The sequence below is a fragment of the uncultured Subdoligranulum sp. genome, assembly GCF_963931595.1.
Classification (GTDB): Bacteria; Bacillota; Clostridia; order Oscillospirales; family Ruminococcaceae; genus Gemmiger.
The window spans coordinates 279,058-299,522 of the sequence record NZ_OZ007030.1 but is presented as its reverse complement, the minus strand read 5'-3'; the positions used below and the strand labels follow the sequence as shown (position 1 = coordinate 299,522).

21 protein-coding genes are annotated in these 20,465 nt (G+C 62.5%); 1 reads left to right on the top strand and 20 read right to left on the bottom strand.

Going from position 1 to position 20,465, the window contains the following annotated elements; all coding sequences use genetic code 11:
- Nucleotides 1-90: 90 nt before the first annotated feature.
- The 3 genes from ABGT73_RS01475 to ABGT73_RS01465 all read right to left on the bottom strand — a co-directional run bounded on the left by ABGT73_RS01475 (nt 91) and on the right by ABGT73_RS01465 (nt 2,910).
- The gene (locus tag ABGT73_RS01475; RefSeq protein ID WP_346668080.1) at nt 91-798 is read right to left on the bottom strand and encodes a PepSY domain-containing protein; all 708 of its coding nucleotides are present in this window, start codon (nt 796-798) and stop codon (nt 91-93) included.
- Between the two features lie 76 nt (nt 799-874).
- Nucleotides 875-2,239: a HAMP domain-containing sensor histidine kinase gene (locus tag ABGT73_RS01470; RefSeq protein WP_346668079.1), complete on the bottom strand. Its 1,365-nt coding sequence runs from the start codon at nt 2,237-2,239 to the stop codon at nt 875-877.
- Nucleotides 2,236-2,910 (bottom strand): response regulator transcription factor, encoded by a 675-nt coding sequence (locus ABGT73_RS01465; RefSeq protein ID WP_346668078.1) that lies wholly within the window; start codon nt 2,908-2,910, stop codon nt 2,236-2,238. Before ABGT73_RS01465 ends, ABGT73_RS01470 begins: the two co-directional genes overlap by 4 nt.
- A gap of 148 nt (nt 2,911-3,058) precedes the next feature.
- On the opposite strand from ABGT73_RS01465, the gene bilQ reads away from it, so the two are divergent.
- A complete protein-coding gene (gene bilQ / locus ABGT73_RS01460; RefSeq protein WP_346668077.1) occupies nt 3,059-3,478 on the top strand; it encodes a bilirubin utilization transcriptional regulator BilQ in 420 nt (139 codons plus the stop codon).
- A gap of 313 nt (nt 3,479-3,791) precedes the next feature.
- On the opposite strand, the gene ABGT73_RS01455 is transcribed toward bilQ, so the two are convergent.
- From ABGT73_RS01455 to ABGT73_RS01375, 17 genes are all read right to left on the bottom strand, one after another.
- The gene (locus ABGT73_RS01455) at nt 3,792-5,120 is read right to left on the bottom strand and encodes an MATE family efflux transporter (RefSeq protein WP_346668076.1); all 1,329 of its coding nucleotides are present in this window, start codon (nt 5,118-5,120) and stop codon (nt 3,792-3,794) included.
- On the bottom strand, nt 5,117-5,569 hold the full coding sequence (locus ABGT73_RS01450) for a MarR family winged helix-turn-helix transcriptional regulator (RefSeq protein ID WP_346668075.1): 453 nt from the start codon (nt 5,567-5,569) through the stop codon (nt 5,117-5,119). Before ABGT73_RS01450 ends, ABGT73_RS01455 begins: the two co-directional genes overlap by 4 nt.
- Nucleotides 5,570-5,711: 142 nt before the next feature.
- Nucleotides 5,712-6,359 carry a ribulose-phosphate 3-epimerase gene (locus ABGT73_RS01445; RefSeq protein ID WP_346668074.1) on the bottom strand — a complete coding sequence of 216 codons (648 nt, stop codon included), beginning with the start codon at nt 6,357-6,359 and terminating at the stop codon, nt 5,712-5,714.
- A 16-nt stretch (nt 6,360-6,375) separates the two neighbouring features.
- Nucleotides 6,376-7,314, bottom strand: a complete 939-nt coding sequence (locus ABGT73_RS01440) for a transketolase family protein (RefSeq protein ID WP_346668073.1) — start codon at nt 7,312-7,314, stop codon at nt 6,376-6,378.
- The gene (locus ABGT73_RS01435) at nt 7,311-8,162 is read right to left on the bottom strand and encodes a transketolase (protein ID WP_346668072.1); all 852 of its coding nucleotides are present in this window, start codon (nt 8,160-8,162) and stop codon (nt 7,311-7,313) included. Before ABGT73_RS01435 ends, ABGT73_RS01440 begins: the two co-directional genes overlap by 4 nt.
- Before the next feature lies 1 nt (nt 8,163).
- Nucleotides 8,164-8,823, bottom strand: a complete 660-nt coding sequence (gene fsa / locus ABGT73_RS01430; protein WP_346668071.1) for a fructose-6-phosphate aldolase — start codon at nt 8,821-8,823, stop codon at nt 8,164-8,166.
- 24 nt (nt 8,824-8,847) lie between these two features.
- Nucleotides 8,848-10,338: a fucose isomerase gene (locus ABGT73_RS01425; protein ID WP_346668070.1), complete on the bottom strand. Its 1,491-nt coding sequence runs from the start codon at nt 10,336-10,338 to the stop codon at nt 8,848-8,850.
- Between the two features lie 20 nt (nt 10,339-10,358).
- Entirely contained in the window at nt 10,359-10,994 is a 636-nt protein-coding gene (locus ABGT73_RS01420) for a DUF4867 family protein (protein WP_346668069.1), read from the bottom strand.
- Between the two features lie 11 nt (nt 10,995-11,005).
- A complete protein-coding gene (locus tag ABGT73_RS01415; protein WP_346668068.1) occupies nt 11,006-11,680 on the bottom strand; it encodes a hypothetical protein in 675 nt (224 codons plus the stop codon).
- A complete protein-coding gene (locus tag ABGT73_RS01410; protein ID WP_346668067.1) occupies nt 11,677-11,913 on the bottom strand; it encodes a hypothetical protein in 237 nt (78 codons plus the stop codon). Before ABGT73_RS01410 ends, ABGT73_RS01415 begins: the two co-directional genes overlap by 4 nt.
- An 18-nt stretch (nt 11,914-11,931) precedes the next feature.
- The gene (xylB, locus tag ABGT73_RS01405; RefSeq protein ID WP_346668066.1) at nt 11,932-13,407 is read right to left on the bottom strand and encodes a xylulokinase; all 1,476 of its coding nucleotides are present in this window, start codon (nt 13,405-13,407) and stop codon (nt 11,932-11,934) included.
- Nucleotides 13,408-13,440: 33 nt separating this feature from the next.
- On the bottom strand, nt 13,441-14,613 hold the full coding sequence (locus ABGT73_RS01400; RefSeq protein ID WP_346668065.1) for an ABC transporter permease subunit: 1,173 nt from the start codon (nt 14,611-14,613) through the stop codon (nt 13,441-13,443).
- A 27-nt stretch (nt 14,614-14,640) separates the two neighbouring features.
- On the bottom strand, nt 14,641-16,194 hold the full coding sequence (locus ABGT73_RS01395; RefSeq protein ID WP_346668064.1) for a sugar ABC transporter ATP-binding protein: 1,554 nt from the start codon (nt 16,192-16,194) through the stop codon (nt 14,641-14,643).
- Between the two features lie 112 nt (nt 16,195-16,306).
- Complete coding sequence (locus tag ABGT73_RS01390; RefSeq protein ID WP_346668063.1) at nt 16,307-17,518, bottom strand: sugar-binding protein; 1,212 nt, start codon at nt 17,516-17,518, stop codon at nt 16,307-16,309.
- Nucleotides 17,519-17,772: 254 nt separating this feature from the next.
- Entirely contained in the window at nt 17,773-18,906 is a 1,134-nt protein-coding gene (locus ABGT73_RS01385) for an ROK family transcriptional regulator (protein ID WP_346668062.1), read from the bottom strand.
- A 212-nt stretch (nt 18,907-19,118) separates the two neighbouring features.
- Nucleotides 19,119-19,244 carry a hypothetical protein gene (locus tag ABGT73_RS01380; protein WP_346668061.1) on the bottom strand — a complete coding sequence of 42 codons (126 nt, stop codon included), beginning with the start codon at nt 19,242-19,244 and terminating at the stop codon, nt 19,119-19,121.
- Nucleotides 19,211-20,287: a cellulase family glycosylhydrolase gene (locus ABGT73_RS01375; protein ID WP_346668060.1), complete on the bottom strand. Its 1,077-nt coding sequence runs from the start codon at nt 20,285-20,287 to the stop codon at nt 19,211-19,213. The genes ABGT73_RS01380 and ABGT73_RS01375 overlap by 34 nt, the downstream gene beginning before the upstream one ends.
- Between the last annotated feature and the right edge of the window lie 178 nt (nt 20,288-20,465).

Here is a 20,465-nt window from a genome sequence, read left to right as displayed (position 1 = left end):
GCTTAAAAATTTTTCTGATTTTATCGTACTCACCGGGAAATGCCCTGTCAACGAAAAAAGGCGCCCTGCAGGGCGCCTTCCGGCTGTGGTTCAGTCCTCTTCCTGGGAGTAGCTCAGGATGGCGCCGGTGTCGGCGTCGATCTCGTAGTCGTACTCGGTGAAGCCCACTTTCCAGGAGAATTCGTACACCGTGCGGCCGTCATCCCGGTCGGTCTCCAGTTCCATGGCCCGGGTATCGCTCTCCGCCACGCCGGCGTGGTTCAGGGCGATCTGCTTGGCCTGGTCCGCCGTCACGGGGCTTCCGGTGGTCGCCTGGGCGGCCAGGTTCTCGGCGTCGTAGTCGTAGGAGAGGATGTCGCCGGTGGTGGCGTCGATCTCGTAGTCATACTCGGCGTTGTCCTTCAGGAACTCCACGTCGTAGACCGCCCGGCCGTCGTCGTAGTCCAGCGTGATGCGCAGCGCCTTCAGGTCGGCTTCGGTGAGGCCCGCATGGTTCAGCGCCGTGGCCTTGGCGGTGTCCTTGGAGATATAGCCGCTGTTAGGGTCGGCGCTGCCCGCGATGCCCGCCGTGGTCTCGCTGGCCGGGGCAGCCACCGGCGCCTGGGCCGTGGGCGCCGGGGTGGGAGCGGTGGATGCCGCAGACTGGGGCGCCACATTGACGGCATCCTGGGGGGTGGATTCACTGGCGGTGGTGGCCTGCTGGCGCAGTCCGTTGTAGCCGGCGGCTTCGGCGCAGCCGGTGAGCAGCAGCGCGGTGAGGGCGGCGGCAGCGATCAGAGACAGGGTAGACTTTTTCATCTGTATTTCCTCCTTCGGGTAAGGTGTGGTTTGTTTTGTTGTGCTTTCAGTATACCCGGGAAAGATTAAAGCCACATTAAACCTTTTCATTTTTTTCGCAGGGAATCCAGAAAGTAAAGACACTGCCCTTGCCCGGTTCGCTCTGCACCGTCACCCGGCCGCCGTGGGCCGCGGCGATCCACCGCACCATGGAGAGTCCCAGCCCGGCCCCGCCGCCGCTGCGGGCAGGGTCCGCCTGCCAGAACCGCTGCCAGATCTTCTCCTGGTCTTCCGCCGCAATGCCGATGCCGTCGTCCTCCACGGTGCCCACCGCTTCGCCCTCCCGGCGGCGCAGCGTCAGCTTCACATGGCCGCCGGGGCGGCCGTAGTGGATGGCGTTTTCCGTCAGGTTGATGAGCAGCCGCATGAGCAGCGTCTCGTCCCCCTGCACCGTCACACCGGGTTCCAGGTCGGTCTCCACCGTGATGTTCTGCCCGGCGGCCTGTTCCGCCTCGGTCTCGGCCACCATGGCAGCCAGCTCGCTCAGATCTACCGTTTCCCGCTGCACCACCTGGCGGCCTTTGTCCGCCCGGGCCAGCAACAGCAGCTGGGAGAGCAGCGACGCCATCCGCGCCGCCTGGGTGTGGATACTCTCCAGCGCCGCGCGGGTCTCCCCCTGGGGGTCGGTGTTTTCCAGGGCGTACTCGCTCTGGGAGAGGATCACCGCCGTGGGGGTGCGCAGTTCATGGGAGGCGTCGTCGGTGAACTGCTTCTCCCGGTCGAAGGCCTCCTCCAGCCGGGCGAACATGGCGTCGAATTCGGCGGCCAGCGTGTAAATTTCGTCCTTGCGGCCGGTCAGTCCGATGCGGCGGGAAAGATCATTCCCCGCGCCGATCTCCCGGGCGGTCTGGGTGATCTGCCGCACCGGGGCAAAGGCCCGCCGGGTGAGCAGATACCCGCACACCGCCGCCAGCACCACAAAGACCGGCAGCACCAGCAGCGCCGTCCGCCACAGAGTACCCAGGGTGGATTCCAGCGCGTCGGCCGCCGCGATGCTGCGCACCCACACGGGGCCGTAGTCCTCCACCTCGATCTGCTCGTCGTAGAGATACCACTGCCGCTCGCCGCTTTCCACCGTGCGCAGCGCGGCGTCGGCAAACACCACCGAGTTGTCGAAATCCCGGGGCACAAAGCCGTAGAGGGGCACCCCCGCCGTGTCGTACAGCGAGAGATACACCCCGTCGTCGAAGGCTTCCAGGTCCCGGTCAATGTCCAGCTGGCCGTCCTTCACTTCCAGGTAGCGGCCGCTGTCCTCGGCCATGGTCTGCATGCGGTCCAGCGTGGCCTGCCGGGCCGACTGCGCCCCTGCGTGGAACAGAAATCCCAGCGAAAGCCCCGCCAGCAGCACCATGAAAAGGGTGTAAAGCAGCGTGACCCGCAGGGTAATGGAAAGACGCTTCATACTTCCTCCCGCAGGACGTAGCCCACGCCCCGCACCGTGTGAATCAGTTTGGAGGGGTGCCCCTCGTCGATTTTCTTGCGCAGGTAGCGGATGTAGACATCCACCACGTTGGAGCCGCCCTCGTAGTCATAGTTCCAGACGCCCTGGCTGATCCGCTCCCGGGAGAGCACCACCCCCGCGTTGCGGGCCAGGTATTCCAGCACGGCAAACTCCTTGGCCGACAGAACAATGCCCTGGCCGCCCCGGGCGGCCGTGCGGGCGATGCAGTCCACCTGCAGGTCCCCCACCGTGATCACGTCGCTGACCTGGTCGGCCCTGCGGCGGATCAGCACCCGCAGCCGCGCCAGCAGTTCCTGCAGCGCAAAGGGCTTGACCAGGTAATCGTCGGCGCCGCTGTCCAGTCCTTTCACCCGGTCGTCGATGCCGTCCCGGGCGGTGAGCAGCAATACCGGCGTCTTGTCCCCGGCCGCCCGGCGGCGGCGCAGCACCTCCAGCCCGTCCACCCCCGGCAGCATGATGTCCAGCACCACCGCGTCGTACTCCCCTCCCGCCAGATAATCCAGCGCGTCGGTGCCCGTCAGGCAGCTGTCCACGCTGTACCGGGCCGCCTTCAGCTGTTTGACCAGCAGCGCGTTCATCTCGGGCTGGTCTTCCACCACAAGGATCCGCATACGTTCTGTCCCCTTTCCTCTTTTTTATTATGATACCATAAAAAAATGAGAGCGGGATGAGAATTTGCCCCTTTTGTTCCGCTTTTTTACTTGACCAAGGCAAGTTTCCGATGGTATACTGTTGGACAGCAAGAAAGGAGTCCCGTCTATGTTCCGCACCTTTTCCTACGCCTGCACGGTGCTCTACCGGCGGTTCAGCCATTACACCTCGCAGCGGCTGCACCAGTGGGGGCTGAGTTTCGGCACGCTGTTTTTTGTGATCTATGTGGGCAAGCACCCCGGCTGCACCCAGAGCGAACTCACCGCCGCCCTGCACCTGGACTGGGGGCACAGCCAGCGCACCGTGCTGAAGCTGGTGGAAAGCGGCTTTCTTGTGCGGGAGAAGGAGGGCCGGGTCTACCGGCTGACCTTGAGCGAGAAGGGCCGGCAGGCCTTTGCCGCCAGCCACCAGGTGTTTTTCGACTGGGACGAGGAGGCCCTTTCCAACCTGACCCCCGACGAGCGCGACCAGCTGATGAACCTTTTGTACAAGGCGCTGGGCCGCGGCCCCCGGCCCGGTCCGCTGTAAAAACATCAAGACGCCCCGTACCGTCCTGGCACGGGGCGTCATACTTTTTTTAAAAGTTGTTCGGGGTTTGTTCAAAGACCTTTGATGGGTTGCACACATTCGGCCGGTATACTGTATATCGTCAACAGAAACAAAGCGGGCAGCGCCCGCACCATTTTCCACTGTGCCTTGGACCATGCGAGGGCAACCGCCCGGTCAAGGCCAGACAACCCACAAGGCTTTGCGCCATCCTATAGATCCGGACGGTCCCATGCGCAGCACCGCCCGGGCACCCATCCCCCGGCCGTAGCTTTACCGCCGGGGGATGGGTGTTTCAGTAGTGATACACCCGCTGTTGGGCCCGCAGAAAGGTCAGCGTGACACAGAGCGCCATGACCTCCGCCGCCACCAGCGACACCCAGATGCCGTCCACCTGCCACAGCAGCGGCAGGACCAGGACGCAGACCACCTGAAACACCAGCGTGCGCAGGAAGGAGATGGCGGCCGACACCAGGCCGTTGTTGAGGGCGGTGAAGAAGGAAGACCCGAAGATGGAAAATCCCGAAAAGACAAAGGCGAAGGAGAAGATGGCGAAGGCGTGCAGGGTCATGGCCAGCAAAGCGGCGTCGTAGCCCACAAACAGGCGGGACAGCGGCCCTGCCAGCAGCCGGGCTCCCAGGAACATCACCGCCGCGAAGCCCCCCAGAATGATGCCGCTCTTGCGCAGCAGGCTGCGCAGCTCGGTGCGGTTGCCGGCGCCGAAATGGTAGCTGACCACCGGGGCTGTTCCCACCGAGTAGCCCACAAAGAGCGCCTGGAAGATCATGCTGACGTACATGAGCACGCCGTAGGCGGCGATGCCGTCCTCCCCGGCGTAGCGCAGCAGCTGGGCGTTGTAGAGCATGCTCACCAGCGACATGGAGATGTTGCTCATCAGTTCCGAGGAACCGTTGGTGCAGGTTTTGAGCAGTGCCCGGCCGTCCCACCGGGCGGCACCCAGGCGCAGGCGTCCGGTGCGGCAGCGGATAAACCAGGCCAGCGGCAGCAGACCGCCCACGCACTGGCTCAGCGCCGTGGCCGCCGCGGCCCCCGGCAGTCCGAAACCCAGCACCGCCACCAGCAGGGCGTCCAGCACCATGTTGGTCAGCCCCGAGGCCACCGTGACCCACAGGCCCAGCTGGGGCTTTTCCGCCGTGACGCAAAGGCACTGGAATTCATACTGCAGCACATAGACGGGGATAGCGGGCAGCAGCACGGTGCCGTAGGTAAGGCAGTCCTGCAGCATCTCCCCCTCGGCGCCCAGGGCCACCGCCAGGGGGCGCAGCAGCAGAAAGCCCAGTCCTGCCAGCACCACACCGCACACCACCGAGCTGTACACCACCAGGGAGAACAGCTCATTGGCGCGGCGGTCGTCCCCCTCGCCCATGGTTTTGGCGATGAGCGCCCCGCCGCCGGTGCCGAACATGAACCCCACCGACCCCAGGATCATGAGGAAGGGCAGAATAAAATTCACCGCCGTGAAGGCGGTTTTGCCCACAAAGTTGGAGACGAAAAAGCCGTCCACCACGCCGTAGATGGAGGAAAATACCAGCATCACCATGGAGGGCAGCGTAAAACGCAGCAGCCGGCCATAGCCGAAATGTTCCGACAGACGAATCTTCATGCCAACGGCCCTCCCGGTGCAGCGGCACGCTGCCGCATATCGTTGAGGAACCGTTCGGTCAGTGCCAGATAGGTCTGTACATCCTCGGGCGACCAGGCGCCGAAGACATCGTTCTCCATGTCGATGACCGGCAGCGCCGTGCGCGCCGCCAGTGCCCGCCCGGCTTCGGTCAGCCGCACCTGCTTGCCCCGGCGGTGGGTGTTTTCCAGATAGAGGATGCCCTCCCCTTCCAATTTGCGCAGCGCCGAATTCACCGTCTGTTTGGTCAGGCCGCTGCGGCGGCGGACTTCCTGGAGCGGGCAGGGTTCCCCCGCGTCGCACACCGCATACAGGATCTTCATGGCGCTGTCCGATACGCCCAGGGCGTGGGCCATCTCGTGGTAGAGGGCCTCGGTCTCCCCCAAAAGATAGTTGAACCGGTTCAACGATGCCCGGGTTTTTCCTTGCATGGAACTGCCTCCTTGGTACGATTTCGTACCAAGAGTATAGTACGATTTCGGACCAAAGTCAAGGCAGACATTTTTGCCGCAAAACAAAACGTGCCGGCCCAAAAGGACCGGCACGTTTTTGAATAGGGAGCGATACGCAAGTTTAAATGGCGTACCGCAATGCTCTTACATTGAAGGCAATGGGTCCGGCAAACACTGCGCTGCCCGACACCACGCTGCCCGCTCCTGCCTGGTAAGCACCGGGCAGGGTCCTGGCCGTGATGCCGCCGTCCACCTGGATGGTCACCGGGTGGGGCGCGGTTGCCAGCATGGCCTTGGCCGCTGCAATTCGGGCGTTGCTGCCCGGCAGGTAGGGCTGTCCGCCCCGCCCAGGCTGCACCGTCATGAGCAGCAGCTGGCCAATCTGTGGCAGATAGGGCGTTGCGGTCTCCAGCGGCGTCTCGGGATTGAGCACCAGGCCCGCCTGCATACCCGCGGCCCGGATGGCCGCCAGGGCCTCGCCGGGGCCGCCCGGCACTTCGGCGTGCACCGATACCCGTTCCGCACCCAGCGCCGCCAGTTCCGCCACAAAATCCAGCGGGCGGTCCACCATCAGGTGAACATCCAGCGGCTTATGGGTCAGGCTGCGCATGGTGCGCACCATGCCGGTGCCGAAGGAGATGGCCGGCACAAAGTGGCCGTCCATGATGTCGATGTGGAAAGCATCCACACCGGCCGCCTCCGCCGTCTGCACGTCCCGGGACAGATGGGCGAAATCCGCCGCCAGGATGGAAGCACACAGTTCAAACATGGCTTTCCCGGTCCTCTCAGACCAGCTCCTTCACGGCCGCGACGATGGCGTCCGAACGCAGGCCGAACTGTTCCAGCAGATCCCACGCCGGGCCGGAATGGCCGAAGGTATCCTTCACGCCCACACGGCGCATCTTGGTGGGGCACTGTTCGCCCAGCACCGCGGCCACCGCTTCGCCCAGGCCGCCCAGGATGCTGTGCTCCTCGCAGGTGACGACGGCACCACATTCCTTGGCCGCCTTGATGACGATTTCCTCGTCCAGCGGCTTGATGGTGCAGAGGTTGATGACCCGGGCCTGGATGCCCTCGTTTTTCAGATGTTCGGCGGCAGTGAGGGCTTCGCCCACCTCCAGGCCGGTGGCAAGAATCGCCACGTCGTTGCCCTCGGTGAGCTGCTCGCCCTTGCCAATCTCAAATTTGAAGCTGGCTTCGTCATGGAATACCGGCACCGCCAGGCGGCCGAACCGCAGGTAGACGGGGCCCTCGTGCTCATAGGCGGCCTTGACGGCGGCGCGGGCTTCCACGTCGTCGGCAGGGCAAAGCACCGTCATGCCGGGGATGGAGCGCATAAGCGCGAAATCCTCGCAGCACTGGTGGGAGGCACCGTCCTCGCCCACCGAGATGCCGCCGTGGGTGGCACCGATCTTCACGTTCAGGTGGGGGTAACCGATGGAGTTGCGCACCTGTTCGAAGGCGCGGCCCGCGGCGAACATGGCAAAGCTGGAGGCGAAAGGCACAAGCCCCATGGCCGCCATGCCGGCGGCGGTGGCCATCATATTGCTCTCGGCAATGCCGCAGTCAAAATGACGGTCGGGGTAGGCCTTCTTGAACACGCCGGTCTTGGTGGCGGCGGCCAGGTCGGCATCCAGCACCACCACGTCGGGATGGTCCTGCGCCAGTTCCACCAGCGCCGCACCGTAGCTGTCCCGGGTGGCTATCTTTTTGACCTCACTCATAGCTGTGCCTCCAGTCCCGCCAGCTGGGCCTTGAGCTCCTCCATGGCGATCTTGTATTCCTCATCGTTGGGGGCCTTGCCGTGCCAGCCCACCTGGTTTTCCATATAGCTGACGCCCTTGCCCTTGGTGGTATGCATCAGGATGGCGGTGGGCGCGCCGGTCTGCCAGTGGAAGTACTGGAAGGCATCATCCATCTGGACAAAGTCATGGCCGTTGATGGACACCGTGCGGAACCCGAAGTCCCGCAGCTTGGCGTCCACCGGGTCGGTGGGCATGACTTCGCTGGTGGGGCCGTCGATCTGCAGGCCGTTCAGGTCGATGATGACGCAGAAATTGTCCAGCTTGTACTTGGCGGCGAAGAGGAAGGATTCCCACACTTCGCCCTCCTCGATCTCGCCGTCGCCCAGCAAGGTGTAGACGCGAACATCGTCCTTGTGCAGGTACTTGGCGGCTTTGGCCATGCCTGCGGCGCAGGAAACGCCCTGGCCCAGGCTGCCGGTGGACATATCCACGCCGGGCACCGTGTTCATGTTGGGGTGACCCTGGAGGTAGCTGTCGATGTGACGCAGGGTGGGCAGGTCGGCCACCGGGAAAAATCCCCGGTAGGCCAGCGCGCTGTACAGTCCCGGCGCCGTGTGACCCTTGGAGAGCACGAACCGGTCCCGGTCCTCCCACTTCGGGTTGGCGGGGTCGATCCGCATCTCCTGGTTGTACAGATAGGCGAACAGATCCGCCGCCGACAGGCTGCCGCCCGGATGACCGGACTTTGCCCCGTGGGTGGCCTCGATGATGCCCATCCGCACCTTGCAGGCTGCAATCTGCAGCCCCAAACGCTCTTCTTTCGTCATATCATTCACCAAAGACCTTGCAGTAGTCTTCCTTGAACTTCTCGATGCCCGAATCGGTCAGCGGATGATGGAGCATCTGGTCGATGACCTTGTAGGGCACCGTGGCGATATCCGCACCGGCCAGAGCGCAGTCCGTCACGTGGATGGGGTTGCGCACGCTGGCGGCGATGATCTGGGTCTGGATATCGGGATAGTTCAGGAACATGTCGTGGATGGTCTCGATGAGTTCGATGCCCCGCTGGGAAATGTCATCCAGACGGCCCAGGAAGGGGCTGACATAGGTGGCGCCGGCACGGGCCGCCAGCAGCGCCTGGTTGGCGCTGAAGATCAGCGTGCAGTTGGTGGGAATGCCCTTGGCGGACAGTGCCTTGATGGCCTTGAGGCCCTCGGCGGTCATGGGGATCTTGACCACCATGTGCTTGGGATCCAGGGCGTAGATGGCCTCGCCCTCCTTCACCATAGTCTCGGCGTCGGTGGTGGTGGCTTTCACCTCACCGGAGATGGGGCCGTCCACGATGGTGGCGATCTCCGCCAGCGTCTCGGCGTAGTCACGGCCTTCCTTGGCGATGAGGCTGGGGTTGGTGGTGACGCCCGCAATGACGCCCATATCGTTGGCCTTGCGGATTTCCTCCACGTTGGCGGTATCAATGAAGAATTTCATGACAGAAAACTTCCTTTCCGATGATTACGCCCAGGGATTCTCGGTGGGGTACGGCAGGGCCTTGGGCTGGTTGTAGGCGATGTCGCCGATGCCCAGATACTTGAAGACCTCGAACAGGGCCTTGCCGCAGTGAGCGAAGGCCACGGCGCCGTGATGCGGGTAGCGCTTCTGGACCAGCACATGGCGGTAGAAGCGGCCCATTTCGGGGATGGCGAAGATGCCGATGCCGCCGAAGGAACGGGTGGCCACAGGCAGGACCTCGCCCTGGGCGATGTAGGCGCGGAGGTTGCCCTCGCTGTCGCACTGCAGGCGGTAGAAGGTGATGTCGGAAGCCGCGATGTCGCCTTCCAGCGTGCCGCGGGTGAAGTCGGGCTCGCTGCCCGCCGGCTCCAGCAGACGATGCTGGATCAGCTGATACTTGACGGCACGGTCGGCGCACATCTTGCAGGACGGCGTGTTGCCGCAGTGGAAGCCCATGAAGGTATCGGTGAGGGTGTAGGGGAACTTGCCGGCGATCTCCTCGTCGTAGATGTACTTGGGCACGCTGTTGTTGATGTCCAGCAGGGTGACGGTGTCGCCGGTGACGCACATGCCGATGTACTCGGACAGGGCACCGTAGATATCCACCTCGCAGGAGACGGGGATGCCGCGGCTGACCAGGCGGGAGTTGACGAAGCAGGGCTCAAAGCCGAACTGGGACGGGAAGGCCGGCCAGCACTTGTCGGCGAAGGCCACATACTTCTTGCTGCCCTTGTGGGCGTCGGCCCAATCCAGCAGGGTCAGCTCAAACTGCGCCATGCGGGCCAGCAGGTCGGGATAGTACTTGCCCTCGCCCATCTCGGCGGCCATGTCGGCGCAGACATCGGCGATGCGGGGATCGTTGGCATGGGCCTTGTAGGACACCAGCAGGTCCAGCTCGGAGTTTTCCTCGATCTCCACGCCCAGCTCGTACAGACCCTTGATGGGGGCGTTGCAGGCGAAGAAGTCCTGGGGACGGGGGCCGAAGGAGATGATCTTCAGGTTCTTGACGCCCAGGATGGTGCGGGCGATGGGAACGAACTCGGCGATCTTGTCGGCCAGCTCCTCGGCGGTGCCCACGGGGTACTCGGGGATGTAGGCGCTCAGATGGCGCATGCCCAGGTTGTAGGAACAGTTCAGCATGCCGCAGTAGGCGTCGCCGCGGCCGTTGATCATGTCGCCGTCACCCTCGGCAGCCGCCACGTACATGACGGGGCCGTCGAAGTATTTGGCAATCAGGGTTTCGGGAGTTTCGGGGCCGAAGTTGCCCAGGAAGACCGTCAGGGCGTTGCAGCCCGCGGCCTGCACGTCGGCCACGGCCTTCTCCATGTCGGCCTCGTTCTCCACGGTGACGGGGCACTGGTAGATCTCGGTGCCCTTGGCCTTGCAGGCCGCCACGATGTTCTCGCGGCGCTGGGTGGACAGGGCGATGGGGAAGCAGTCACGGCTGACGGCAATAATGCCGAGATGGACTTCAGGAATGTTCGTAGATTTCATGGGGAATTCCTCCTTTATTTTTACAGCAGGGATGCAATATCGATGTTTTCACCGGTGAGGGCCTGAACGGCGCCCTGGCCGGCTTCGGCGGATTCGGGATGGGCCAGCAGCCACTTGTTGCAGGCCCACAGCGTCTTGTCCTCGTCGTTCAGCGGGGTCATGTCGGGCTTGGGGCCGTTGGTGCCCCGGGGCAGCACCACCACCACCTGGAATCCGGCGCCGGGGGCGGCGGAGCAGGGGGCGTAGTGCAGCGTGGTGGCGTAGACTTCCACCACCACACCGGCGGGGACCTTGAAGGCCTGGACCTTGGCGGTGTCCAGCTTGCCGTCCACGATGTCGTCCTCCTTGGCCAGCAGCAGGATGAAGTCCTGGGCGCCGACGTTCAGCTCACTGTCCCGGTGATATTCCAGGCAGTTGAGCTTGGTGTTGTGACCGTTGCACCAGCCCAGCTGGACCGGCATGCCGCCGTAGCCGTTGGCGGAGAACTGCGCCGCGATGGGCAGCTGCTCCAGTTCAGGCTGGGAGGGCACGTAGTCCGTACCTTCCGGGATGGGCGTCACTGACTGCAGGGTCTGCACCAGCGCCGCCGTATCGTAGCCCGCCAGCACCTTGCCGTAGGGGGCAAAGGCGGCGTCCGTTACCGATTGAATTTTCATAACGTATCACCTCAAGTGCGGGAAGGAAGTCCCGCGAATCGTTCCAATGCAAAGGTACAGATTTTCTGGCTGAGGGGAAAGAACAGCTGCGCGGCCGGCCCCACCAGAAAGGCGCAGATGATGGTGCCCACGCCTACCACGCCCCCCAGCACGAAGCCGATGAGCACGAAGGCCAGGTCCACCCCGATCCGCACCGGGCCGAACGGTTTTCCGCTCTTGTCGCTGAGCACCACGGCCACCAGATCGTTGGGGCCGGTGCCCGCCTGGGAGCGGATGACGATGGTCATGCCGAAAGCCAGGATCACGCACCCCACCGCCAGCAGCCCCACCCGAAGGGGAAGGGGCAGCCCTTCGTTGAGGAAGGGCGCCAGCCACAGGGTATAGACATCGATGATCGGGCCGCCCAGCGCCATGCAGAGCACCGTGCCGATGCCCACATAGCTGCGGTCCACCACCAGGAGGACCACCATGATGAGCAAAGACACGATCAGATGAACCCGACCATGGGTCATGGGAAATCCCGCAATCTGCGGGAAAGTCCGGAACAGCCCCTGCACGAAGACGTTGAAGGGGTCCGAACCCAGGTTTGTCTGAAGGAAGAGTGCCACGCCCAGGTGGGCGATGCACAGCCCCAGGAGCAGCAGCACCACCCGCACCAGAAGTTCCCGCAAAGTTTTCCCTTTCACGGTTCCTTCTTGGTCAGCGCCTCCGCCTGGGCGGCGCGCTCCCGGCGCCACCGCCACACGGCATAGCCGCAGAAGGCAAGTCCGCCCAGTGCCAGCACGGCGCCGGCCCCGTAGGCCAGCAGATCATTCATGCCGGTACCGCCGGCCATCTGACTGCTGATGAGCTGGTAAGCCAGGTACACCAGGTAGGCGCCCACGGCCAGGCGCAGGATCATTTGGGTTTGTTCCTTCATACAAACCGCTCCTTTCGGTTAGAGCATCTGGGGATAGAGCGCTTTGAGGGTGGGGTAGATCTTGGAGAACTGCCGGTAGCGCTCCTCATAGCGGGCGGCGATGGCAGGGTCGGGGCGGACGGTGTCCGCCACCTGGACCAGCTTGTCGCAGACCGCCTGCACGCTGGGATAGGCACCGCAGGCCACCATGGCCAGCATGGCGCCGCCCATACCGGGGCCCTGCTCCGAAGCGGGGGTGTCCAGCTCCACGTTGAGCACGTTGGCGATGATCTTCTTCCACAGGGGGCTCTTGGCGCCGCCGCCGCAGATCATGCTGTGGCGAATGTCCAGCCCCAGGGAACGGGCCACCTCGAAGCTGTCCCGGATAGCGAAGGCCACGCCTTCCAGCACGGCCTGGGTCATATCGGTGCGGGTGGTGTCCATCGTCATGCCCAGGAAAACGCTGCGGGCGTTGGTATCGTTGATGGGCGAACGCTCACCCATCAGGTAGGGCAGGAAATACACATGGTTGCGGCCCAGCATCTCGTCGGTGATGGCCGCCTGGGCGCCGCCGTAGTCCTGGGTGCCCAGGATCTCGTCCATCCACCACTTGTTGCAGGAGGCAGCGGAGAGCATGCAGCCCATCAGATGGTAGTGCCCGTCCGCATGGGCGAAGGCATGCAGCGCGTTGTGGGGGTCCACCCCGAAGTGGTCGCTGGAGATGAACAGCGTGCCCGAGGTGCCCAGGCTGATGTTGCAGGCGCCCTCCCCCACCGTGCCGGTGCCCACGGCCGCCGCGGCGTTATCTCCCGCGCCGGCGCAGACCGTGACGGTCTCGGGCAGGCCCAGCTGGGCGGCGATCTCGGGGCGCAGCGTGCCCACAGCCTCGTAGCTTTCAAACAGCTTGGGCATCTGGGCCTCGGTGATGCCGCAGAGTTTCAGCATCTCCTGACTCCAGCACTTGTGCTCCACGTCCAGCAGCAGCATGCCGCTGGCGTCGGAGTAGTCGGTGCAGTGCACCCCCGTGAGGATGTAGTTGATGTAGTCCTTGGGAAGCATGATCTTGCGGATGCGGGCGAAGTTTTCCGGCTCGTTTTTCTTCATCCACAGGATCTTGGGGGCGGTGAACCCCGCAAAGGCGATGTTGGCGGTGAGGGCAGAGAGCTTCTCCCGCCCGATCTCCTCGTTGAGGTATTCCACCTCACTGGCCGTGCGGCCGTCGTTCCACAGGATGGCCGGACGGATCACCTGATCGTTCTCATCCAGCACCACCAGGCCATGCATCTGGCCGCCGGCGCCGATGCCGGCCACCTGGGATTTGTCGAAGGAGGCGAGCAGTTCGGGAATGCCCCCCAGCACCGCCTTCTTCCAGTCCTCGGGGTTCTGCTGGCTCCAGCCGGGCTGGGGGAACTCCAGGGGATACTCCTTGGAAATGGTATTTTTGATGTGGCCCTCCTCGTCCATCAGCAGCAGCTTGACGGCCGAGGTGCCCAGGTCAATTCCTATGTACAGCATAGTTTCCTCCAAAAGTCACCGCCGGGGTGAAGATTACTTGCCGGACTTGCGGCTGGTGACCACGTCGAAGATGACAGCGACCAGAAGCACGCCGCCCTTGACCACGTACTGCCAGGAGTCGCCGATGCCCATGATGGACATGCCCATGTTGATAACGCCCAGCAGCAGAGCGCCGATGACGACGCCGCCCACCGTGCCGCTGCCGCCGTAGGCGGAAGCGCCGCCGATGAAGCAGGCACCGATGGCGTCCATCTCAAAGGAGGTACCGGTGGAACCGTTGACGGAACCCACGCGGGCCGCGTTGAGCAGGCCGCACAGACCGGCCAGCAGGCCCATGTTGGCGTAAGCGATGAAGTAGATCTTGTCGGTGTTGATACCGGAGAGCTTGGTGGCTTTCTCGTTGCCGCCCACGGCGTAGAAGTAACGGCCGAACGCGGTTTCAGCAGTGATGAAGTTGTAGATCAGGCAGACAGCCAGCACCCAGACCAGCATGACCGAGATGCCGTTGTACTGGCTCAGCAGGTAGCAGTAGTAGAGGATGAGGGCGGCGATGAGGCCGGACTTGACATAGTCGCTGACGGCACTGTTCTGGCGGTAGCCGTTCTTGGCGCGGTCGCGGCGGGTGCGCACGGTGTTGAGGAGGACCAGCACGGCGGCCACAACACCCACGATGAGGGCGGAGTAGACGGTGTCACCGTCGTCCAGGCCGGGGACCTTGATGTACATGGTGAAGATATTCAGGAAGGTGGAGTCCTGGACTGCCACGGTCTTGTTGTCGAGGATCAGACGGCCGATGCCGCGGAAGATGAACATGCCGCCCAGGGTGGTGATGAAGGGCGGGATGCGCACATAACCGATCCAGTAGCCCTGCCAGATGCCCACCAGCAGGCCGGCCACCAGGCAGACCACGATGGTGAGGACGGGGTTGATGGACAGGTTGGTGATCATGACGGCGGCCAGACCGCCCACCAGGCAGATCACCGAACCGACGGCCAGGTCGATGTTACCGCCGGTGAGGATGCAGAGCAGCATGCCGCAGGCCATAACCAGAACGTAGCCGTTCTGCAGCAGCAGGTTGGACATGTTCTGGGCGTAGAGCAGGCGTCCGCCGGTGAGGTAGGCGAACAGCACAAAGACGATCACCAGTGCAATGACCATCGCATACTTGGTCAGGAAACTGGAAACTTTCATTTTGGTTCCATTCATGAGTGTCACACTCCCTATTCAACGTGATTAAGCTTTGGCCGGTTCGCGTACGGTATCGCGGATGATGTAGCCCATGATGCTTTCCTGGGTGGCGTCGGCCGCGTTGACCTCCGCCAGCAGGCGGCCTTCATTCATAACGTAGATGCGGTCACACATGCCCAGCAGTTCGGGCAGCTCCGAAGAGATCATGACCACCGACTTGCCGCGGCTGACCATGTCATTGATCAGGCAGTAGATATCGTACTTGGCGCTGACATCGATGCCGCGGGTGGGCTCGTCCAGGATCAGCACGTCCGGTTCGGTGAACATCCACTTGCCCAGCAGGGCTTTCTGCTGGTTGCCGCCCGACAGGTTGCCGATGTGCTGCTCGATGGTGGGCGTCTTGGTGCCCATCTCGGTCTTCATGTCCTCGGCTTCCTTGACTTCCTTGTCCCGGTCGATGACGCCGCTGTGGCAGACCTTGTCCAGACGGGCCAGGGTGGTGTTGAAGCGGATGGTCTCGCCCAGGATCAGGCCGTTGGTCTTGCGGTCCTCGGTGACGTAGGCCAGGCCGTGGTGGATGGCCTCCTCGGTGTTCTTCAGGTTGACCTTCTTGCCGTTGAGATAGAGCTCACCGGTGATCTTGCTGCCGTAGCTGTGGCCGAAGATGGACATGGCCAGCTCGGTACGGCCGGCGCCCTGCAGGCCGGAGAAGCCAACCACTTCGCCCTTGTGCACCTTGAAGGAGACGTTGTCGTCCACGATGCGCTCGGGGTACAGGGGGTGATGGACGGTCCAGTTCTTGACTTCCAGGCTGATTTCGGGCTGGACCTGGCTCTTCCGCTTGGGATAGCGGTCCTCCATGGGACGACCCACCATGCCCTTGATGATGCGGTCCTCGCTGAATTCATCCACGCCCTTGACCAGCGTCTCGATGGTGGAACCGTCGCGGATGATGGTGGCCTTGTCGGCGCAGTAGATGATCTCGTTGAGCTTGTGGGTGATGATGATGGACGTGAGGCCCTTCTTCTTGAAATCGATCAAGAGGTCCAGCAGCATCTTGGCGTCCTCGTCGTTCAGCGACGAGGTGGGCTCGTCCAGGATCAGCAGCTTGACCTTCTTGGAGAAGGCCTTGGCGATCTCCACCAGCTGCTGTTTGCCGGTGCCGATATCCTTGACCAGCGTCTGGGCGGACTCATGCAGGCCCACCTGCTTCATGTGACGCTCGGCCTCATAATAGGTTTTGTTCCAGTCGATGGTACCCATCTTGGTGCGGATCTCATTGCCCAGGAACATGTTCTCACCGATGGAGAGCAGCGGAATCAGTGCCAGCTCCTGGTGGATGATGACGATGCCCACCGCTTCGCTGTCCTTCTGGGACTTGAACTGGCAGAGCTTCCCGTCGTAGTAGATCTCGCCGGTGTAGCTGCCCGCGGGATAGGTGCCGGAAAGCACATTCATCAGCGTGGATTTGCCCGCGCCGTTCTCACCGATCAGAGCGTGGATCTCGCCGGGTTCCACCTGCAGATTCACGTTGTCCAGTGCCTTGACGCCGGGAAATTCCTTGGTGATGTTTTTCATCTCCAAAATATACTTCGACAAAGGGGATTGCCTCCTTTTCGTCTTGCCTTCCAAAATACAATGGGCAGGGCAGCTGGCCCCGCCCATTGCATTAACGGTTCGGCAATTGATTCAGATTGGTAAGTACTGCGGATCAGGCGGCCGGATGCAGGTAGCCGTCAGCGTCCTGGGTGTAGTAACCGGTGTCGACCAGCTTCTCCTTCATGTTGTCCTTGGTGACAACGTCGGGAACCAGCAGGAAGGACGGGCAGTTGTGGCCTTCGGAGGTGGCGTAGGATTCGGTGTCGTAGCTGCAGTCGAAATCCCAGCCGGAGTTGGTGATCAGGCTGTCATCGATGGTGTCGCCGTTCAGGATCGCCTTGCCAAGGTCCAGCGTGACAACGGCCTCGTTGGAAACGGCCTTGTACACGGTCATGGACTGCAGACCGTCGACGATGTTCTTCAGGTTGGCTTCGTCGCCGTCCTGACCGGTGATGATGGGCTGGTTGGAGCCGGCGTAGTCAGACTGGATGGCCTGGGAAACGCCCAGCGCGGTGGAGTCGTTGGAGCACAGCCAGACATCAACCTGGGTGCCGTCGGCGTAGTAGGAAGCCAGCACGTTCTGAGCACGCTCCATGGCGGTCTGGGAATCCCACTGGGCGGTGGCTACGGTGTCGAAATCGGTCTGACCGGAGACGACGACCAGCTTGCCGGAGTCAATGTAGGGCTGCAGGACATCCATGGCGCCCTGATAGAAGTAAGTAGCGTTGTTGTCGGCGGGGTCACCGGCGGTGATCTCCATGTTGAAGGGACCGGCCGCGTTGTCCAGATCCAGGGTGTCCACGATGTACTGGCCCTGCAGCGTACCGACGGTGTAGTTATCGAAGGATACGTAGTAGGAGGCGTTGTCGTTCATGATCAGACGGTCGTAAGCGATGACCGGGATGCCGGCCTCACCAGCTTCGTTCATGACGGTGTTCAGCGCCTCGCCGTCGATGGCGGCCACGACCAGCAGGTCGACGCCGTCAGCGATCATGTTCTGGATGTCGCTGACCTGACGGTTGGTGTCGTTGTCCGAGTAGGTGATGACGGTCTCATAACCGGCATCCTTGAACTGCTGGTCCAGGTAGGAACCGTCGCGGTTCCAGCGTTCCAGCGACTGGGTGGGCATGGACAGGCCGACCTTCTGGCCACCGGTGGAGCCGCCCTCAGAACCGGTCTCCGCGGTGGACTCGGTGCTGGCTGCGTCGGTGCTGGCTGCATCGGTGCTGGCTGCGGCGGAAGAACTTGCCCCGCCGCTGGAGCAGCCGGCCAGCGAGACGATCATCGTCGCAGACAGTGCAGCAGCCAAAATACGCTTTTTCATTGTGAATCGCTCCCTTTTAATATAATTTGTGTCGAATGTGTTCGACTACCTCCGCAGTTAGGGAAAGAACTTTTGTAAATATTCTTTCCGTTTTCATTCATAGAATACACCAAAACAATCCAGCATGTCAATACTTTTTTGTGCATTTTCATAACTCTGTCATACATTTAGCAGCTTTCACAAAACGCTTCTTTCATTTTATGCAATTTGGCAAGCAGAAAACGTCGCTGTCTGGCAGACAGCGACGTTTTTGTTCAAAGTTGTTTGACGAATTCATACAGCAGCCGGGTGGCGGCGCCGATGCACACCGAATGGCCCGAACTGGGGCAGAAGGCGAGGAAATCCACCCGGTCACCGGGCGAGCACAGGTCCCGCACCAGCCACTGGAGCCGGGAACGGTAGGCCGGCAGATACTGGGACATCTGCCCGCCGATCATGATGGGGCAGTCCAGTATGGTATGGATGATCATGATGCCGTGGGCCAGGTCCTTCAGGTAGCTGTCCCACAGGGCCTGACACTGGATGTCCCCGTCCTCCAGCCGCTGGAAGAAGACCTCCAGGCTGATGTCCAGGTCATCCGACAGGCGGGCGGTGGAACAGTAGGCTTCGAGACAGCCCTTGCGGCCGCACTGGCAGGGCCGTCCGCCGGGATGCAGGCAGATATGGCCGAATTCCGCCGCCCGGTGGTCCACGCCGTCGTAGAGCTTGCCGTCCACCAGGATGGCGCCGCCCACGCCCCGGTTCAGCGACAGATAGACCATGCTGGGCTGGTCGGTGCGGTTCCACCACTCCCCGAAGCCGCCGCAGGTGGCGTCGTTGTCCAGCAGGACCCGGTAGGGGATCCGGTCCAGGAACCGGCAGGGCGTGGAGGTATCCACCCCGATGGTGGGGGCATACTCGATGGTCTTCTGGTCGGGGCCGACGATGCCGGGCAGCGTCATGGCCACCCCCAGCAGCCGGTCCCGGTCCAACTGGTTGTTGTCCAGGAATTGTTCGATCAGCCCGGCCAGTTCTTCGCCGTAGGTTTCGTCGTTGGCAAAGGGCAGCGCCACCCGCCGACTGGCCAGCGTCTCCTTGCGCAGATTGATGGCCACAATGCGCAGGTCCCGGTTGGTCAGCTCGATGCCCAGGGCAAACCGGGCGTTGGGCAGCGGCACAATGAGCCGCGGCCGCCGGCCGCCGGTGGAGTCGGTGGTGATGGACCGGTCGATGAGCCCCATCTCGGTCAGTTCGTTCAGGTTCTGGGTCAGCGTGGGCAGGCTCATGGACAGCTGAAAGGCCAGTTCCTGCTTGGTGACGGGCTTCCACTGCCCGATGAGATAGCGGTAGACACGGTTACGGTTCTGTTTACGCAGCTCTACTGTGGATAATGGTCTGTGAGCACTCATAACAGCCCCCTCGTACCAACTTTTATAAAACTGGTTTCAGTATAGCACAATACTGTGCAGAATGCAAACATTTTGTGAAATATTTTATTGCACTTTGCGCATTACTTTTCCATTTGACCTGCTTCATTCCCTCTTGGCACAAAAAATTCCCCCGCTGACCGCCGAAGGTTCAATCCATCCGGGGCACGGATTTTTTTATGTTGGCAGGGGGTTCAGGACTGAGCGTCGGATTCCTCCGGCCACCAGCCGTGTTTCCACAGCTGGCGCATCGACCAGGCCTCCATGCACTTGTGGCCGAACTGGTTCAGACGCATGGGGCCGTCGGGGTCCCGGTCCATCTGGTAGGTCCAGTAGATCCACCCTTGGGAAGTCTCCCAGGCCTGCCGCTGCAACGCGGCCACCCGGCGGTATTCCTGCCGGCAGATGGCCTGTTTTTCGGTGTCATCGCGGCCCTTGCGGTCGGCGCGGTCAAAGGGATAGCGGCACTCGATGCACCACTCCCCACCACCACGGGGGTCCAGCGGGCGGCTTTTTCAATTTTGTGCTTTTCCAGGGCCACATACAGCCGGTAGATCCAGGGGAAGGACACCGGCAGGAAATATTCCATGGCAAACAGGTAGATGTGGGTGTCCAGCAGGACGTTCTCCATCCCCTCCCGCCGGAAAAAGTCCTTCCAGCGGGAAAGGCGGAAGCCGTCGTGGAAGACAATGACCTTGTCTGCCGGCAGCACCGCCCGCAGGGTGCGGTAGGCACGGCGGTAGAACTCCTTCAAAAAGGACAGCGGCACATGCCCGGAGCCCCTGGCCTCCTGCTTGTCCTTGGCCTTGCCGGTGGTGCTGGAGGTGCGGTAGACCAGGAAGCTGATGGGCTCGTTGAGCACCTCGATGCCGTAGAGCCCCGGCCGCGTGCCGTACCGCCGGGCCAGCCGCTCCAGCACCGAGAGGGCAAAATTCACCTCTCCGGGGTCCTTGTGCCACTTGCACACCCCCACCAGGCCGCCGTTGTCGTAGCCGTTCTGTCCGCCCGGCACGGTGTGCAGGTCCAGAAGGATTTGCAGACCGTACCGCTCGGCCCAGGTGAAGGCGTTGTCCAGGCAGTCCACGCAGCCCAGGAAAGGCGGGCGGTCGCCGAAGACGAAGTAGGGCACCGGCAGGCGCACCAGGTTGTACCCGTGCTGCGCCACCAGACGGAAGTCCTCCTCGGTGATGTAGCTGGTGCGGTGGCGGGTCATCCGCGCCTGTAATTCTTCGGGGGGCAGGGTGCGGGCCAGCCAGGTTTCGTCCTCCTCGGGGGAATCCCCAAAGGCGTCCGGCGAAATCCATTTTTCCAGGACCAGCCAGTTGCCGAAGTTGATGCCCCGGATTTTGTCCAGCGCTGCCATAGTTGGTATACCCCTTTTTCTGTGAGATGGCCGGAAGGACCGGCCTTGCCGCGGATGCACCGCCGTGCAATCCAATCCTACGGTATAATCCCCTTTTTGTCAATTTTGCCCCCTGTTTGCGGTTCTGTACCACAGGAGATTGCGTTGGCCGCAAGATGTCCTTGCACAACAGGGCGCA

Coding starts and splice junctions, on each gene's coding strand:
- ABGT73_RS01375 (WP_346668060.1), bottom strand. CDS start 20,287: ATGGCAGCGCTGGACAAAATCCGGGGCATCAACTTCGGCAACTGGCTG.
- fsa (WP_346668071.1), bottom strand. CDS start 8,823: ATGAAATTCTTCATTGATACCGCCAACGTGGAGGAAATCCGCAAGGCC.
- ABGT73_RS01390 (WP_346668063.1), bottom strand. CDS start 17,518: ATGAAAAAGCGTATTTTGGCTGCTGCACTGTCTGCGACGATGATCGTC.
- ABGT73_RS01380 (WP_346668061.1), bottom strand. CDS start 19,244: ATGGACCGGGACCCCGACGGCCCCATGCGTCTGAACCAGTTCGGCCAC.
- ABGT73_RS01425 (WP_346668070.1), bottom strand. CDS start 10,338: ATGAAATCTACGAACATTCCTGAAGTCCATCTCGGCATTATTGCCGTC.
- ABGT73_RS01475 (WP_346668080.1), bottom strand. CDS start 798: ATGAAAAAGTCTACCCTGTCTCTGATCGCTGCCGCCGCCCTCACCGCG.
- ABGT73_RS01385 (WP_346668062.1), bottom strand. CDS start 18,906: ATGAGTGCTCACAGACCATTATCCACAGTAGAGCTGCGTAAACAGAAC.
- ABGT73_RS01470 (WP_346668079.1), bottom strand. CDS start 2,239: ATGAAGCGTCTTTCCATTACCCTGCGGGTCACGCTGCTTTACACCCTT.
- ABGT73_RS01410 (WP_346668067.1), bottom strand. CDS start 11,913: ATGAAGGAACAAACCCAAATGATCCTGCGCCTGGCCGTGGGCGCCTAC.
- ABGT73_RS01455 (WP_346668076.1), bottom strand. CDS start 5,120: ATGAAGATTCGTCTGTCGGAACATTTCGGCTATGGCCGGCTGCTGCGT.
- ABGT73_RS01420 (WP_346668069.1), bottom strand. CDS start 10,994: ATGAAAATTCAATCGGTAACGGACGCCGCCTTTGCCCCCTACGGCAAG.
- ABGT73_RS01465 (WP_346668078.1), bottom strand. CDS start 2,910: ATGCGGATCCTTGTGGTGGAAGACCAGCCCGAGATGAACGCGCTGCTG.
- ABGT73_RS01435 (WP_346668072.1), bottom strand. CDS start 8,162: ATGACGAAAGAAGAGCGTTTGGGGCTGCAGATTGCAGCCTGCAAGGTG.
- xylB (WP_346668066.1), bottom strand. CDS start 13,407: ATGCTGTACATAGGAATTGACCTGGGCACCTCGGCCGTCAAGCTGCTG.
- ABGT73_RS01450 (WP_346668075.1), bottom strand. CDS start 5,569: ATGCAAGGAAAAACCCGGGCATCGTTGAACCGGTTCAACTATCTTTTG.
- ABGT73_RS01440 (WP_346668073.1), bottom strand. CDS start 7,314: ATGAGTGAGGTCAAAAAGATAGCCACCCGGGACAGCTACGGTGCGGCG.
- ABGT73_RS01445 (WP_346668074.1), bottom strand. CDS start 6,359: ATGTTTGAACTGTGTGCTTCCATCCTGGCGGCGGATTTCGCCCATCTG.
- bilQ (WP_346668077.1), top strand. CDS start 3,059: ATGTTCCGCACCTTTTCCTACGCCTGCACGGTGCTCTACCGGCGGTTC.
- ABGT73_RS01400 (WP_346668065.1), bottom strand. CDS start 14,613: ATGAATGGAACCAAAATGAAAGTTTCCAGTTTCCTGACCAAGTATGCG.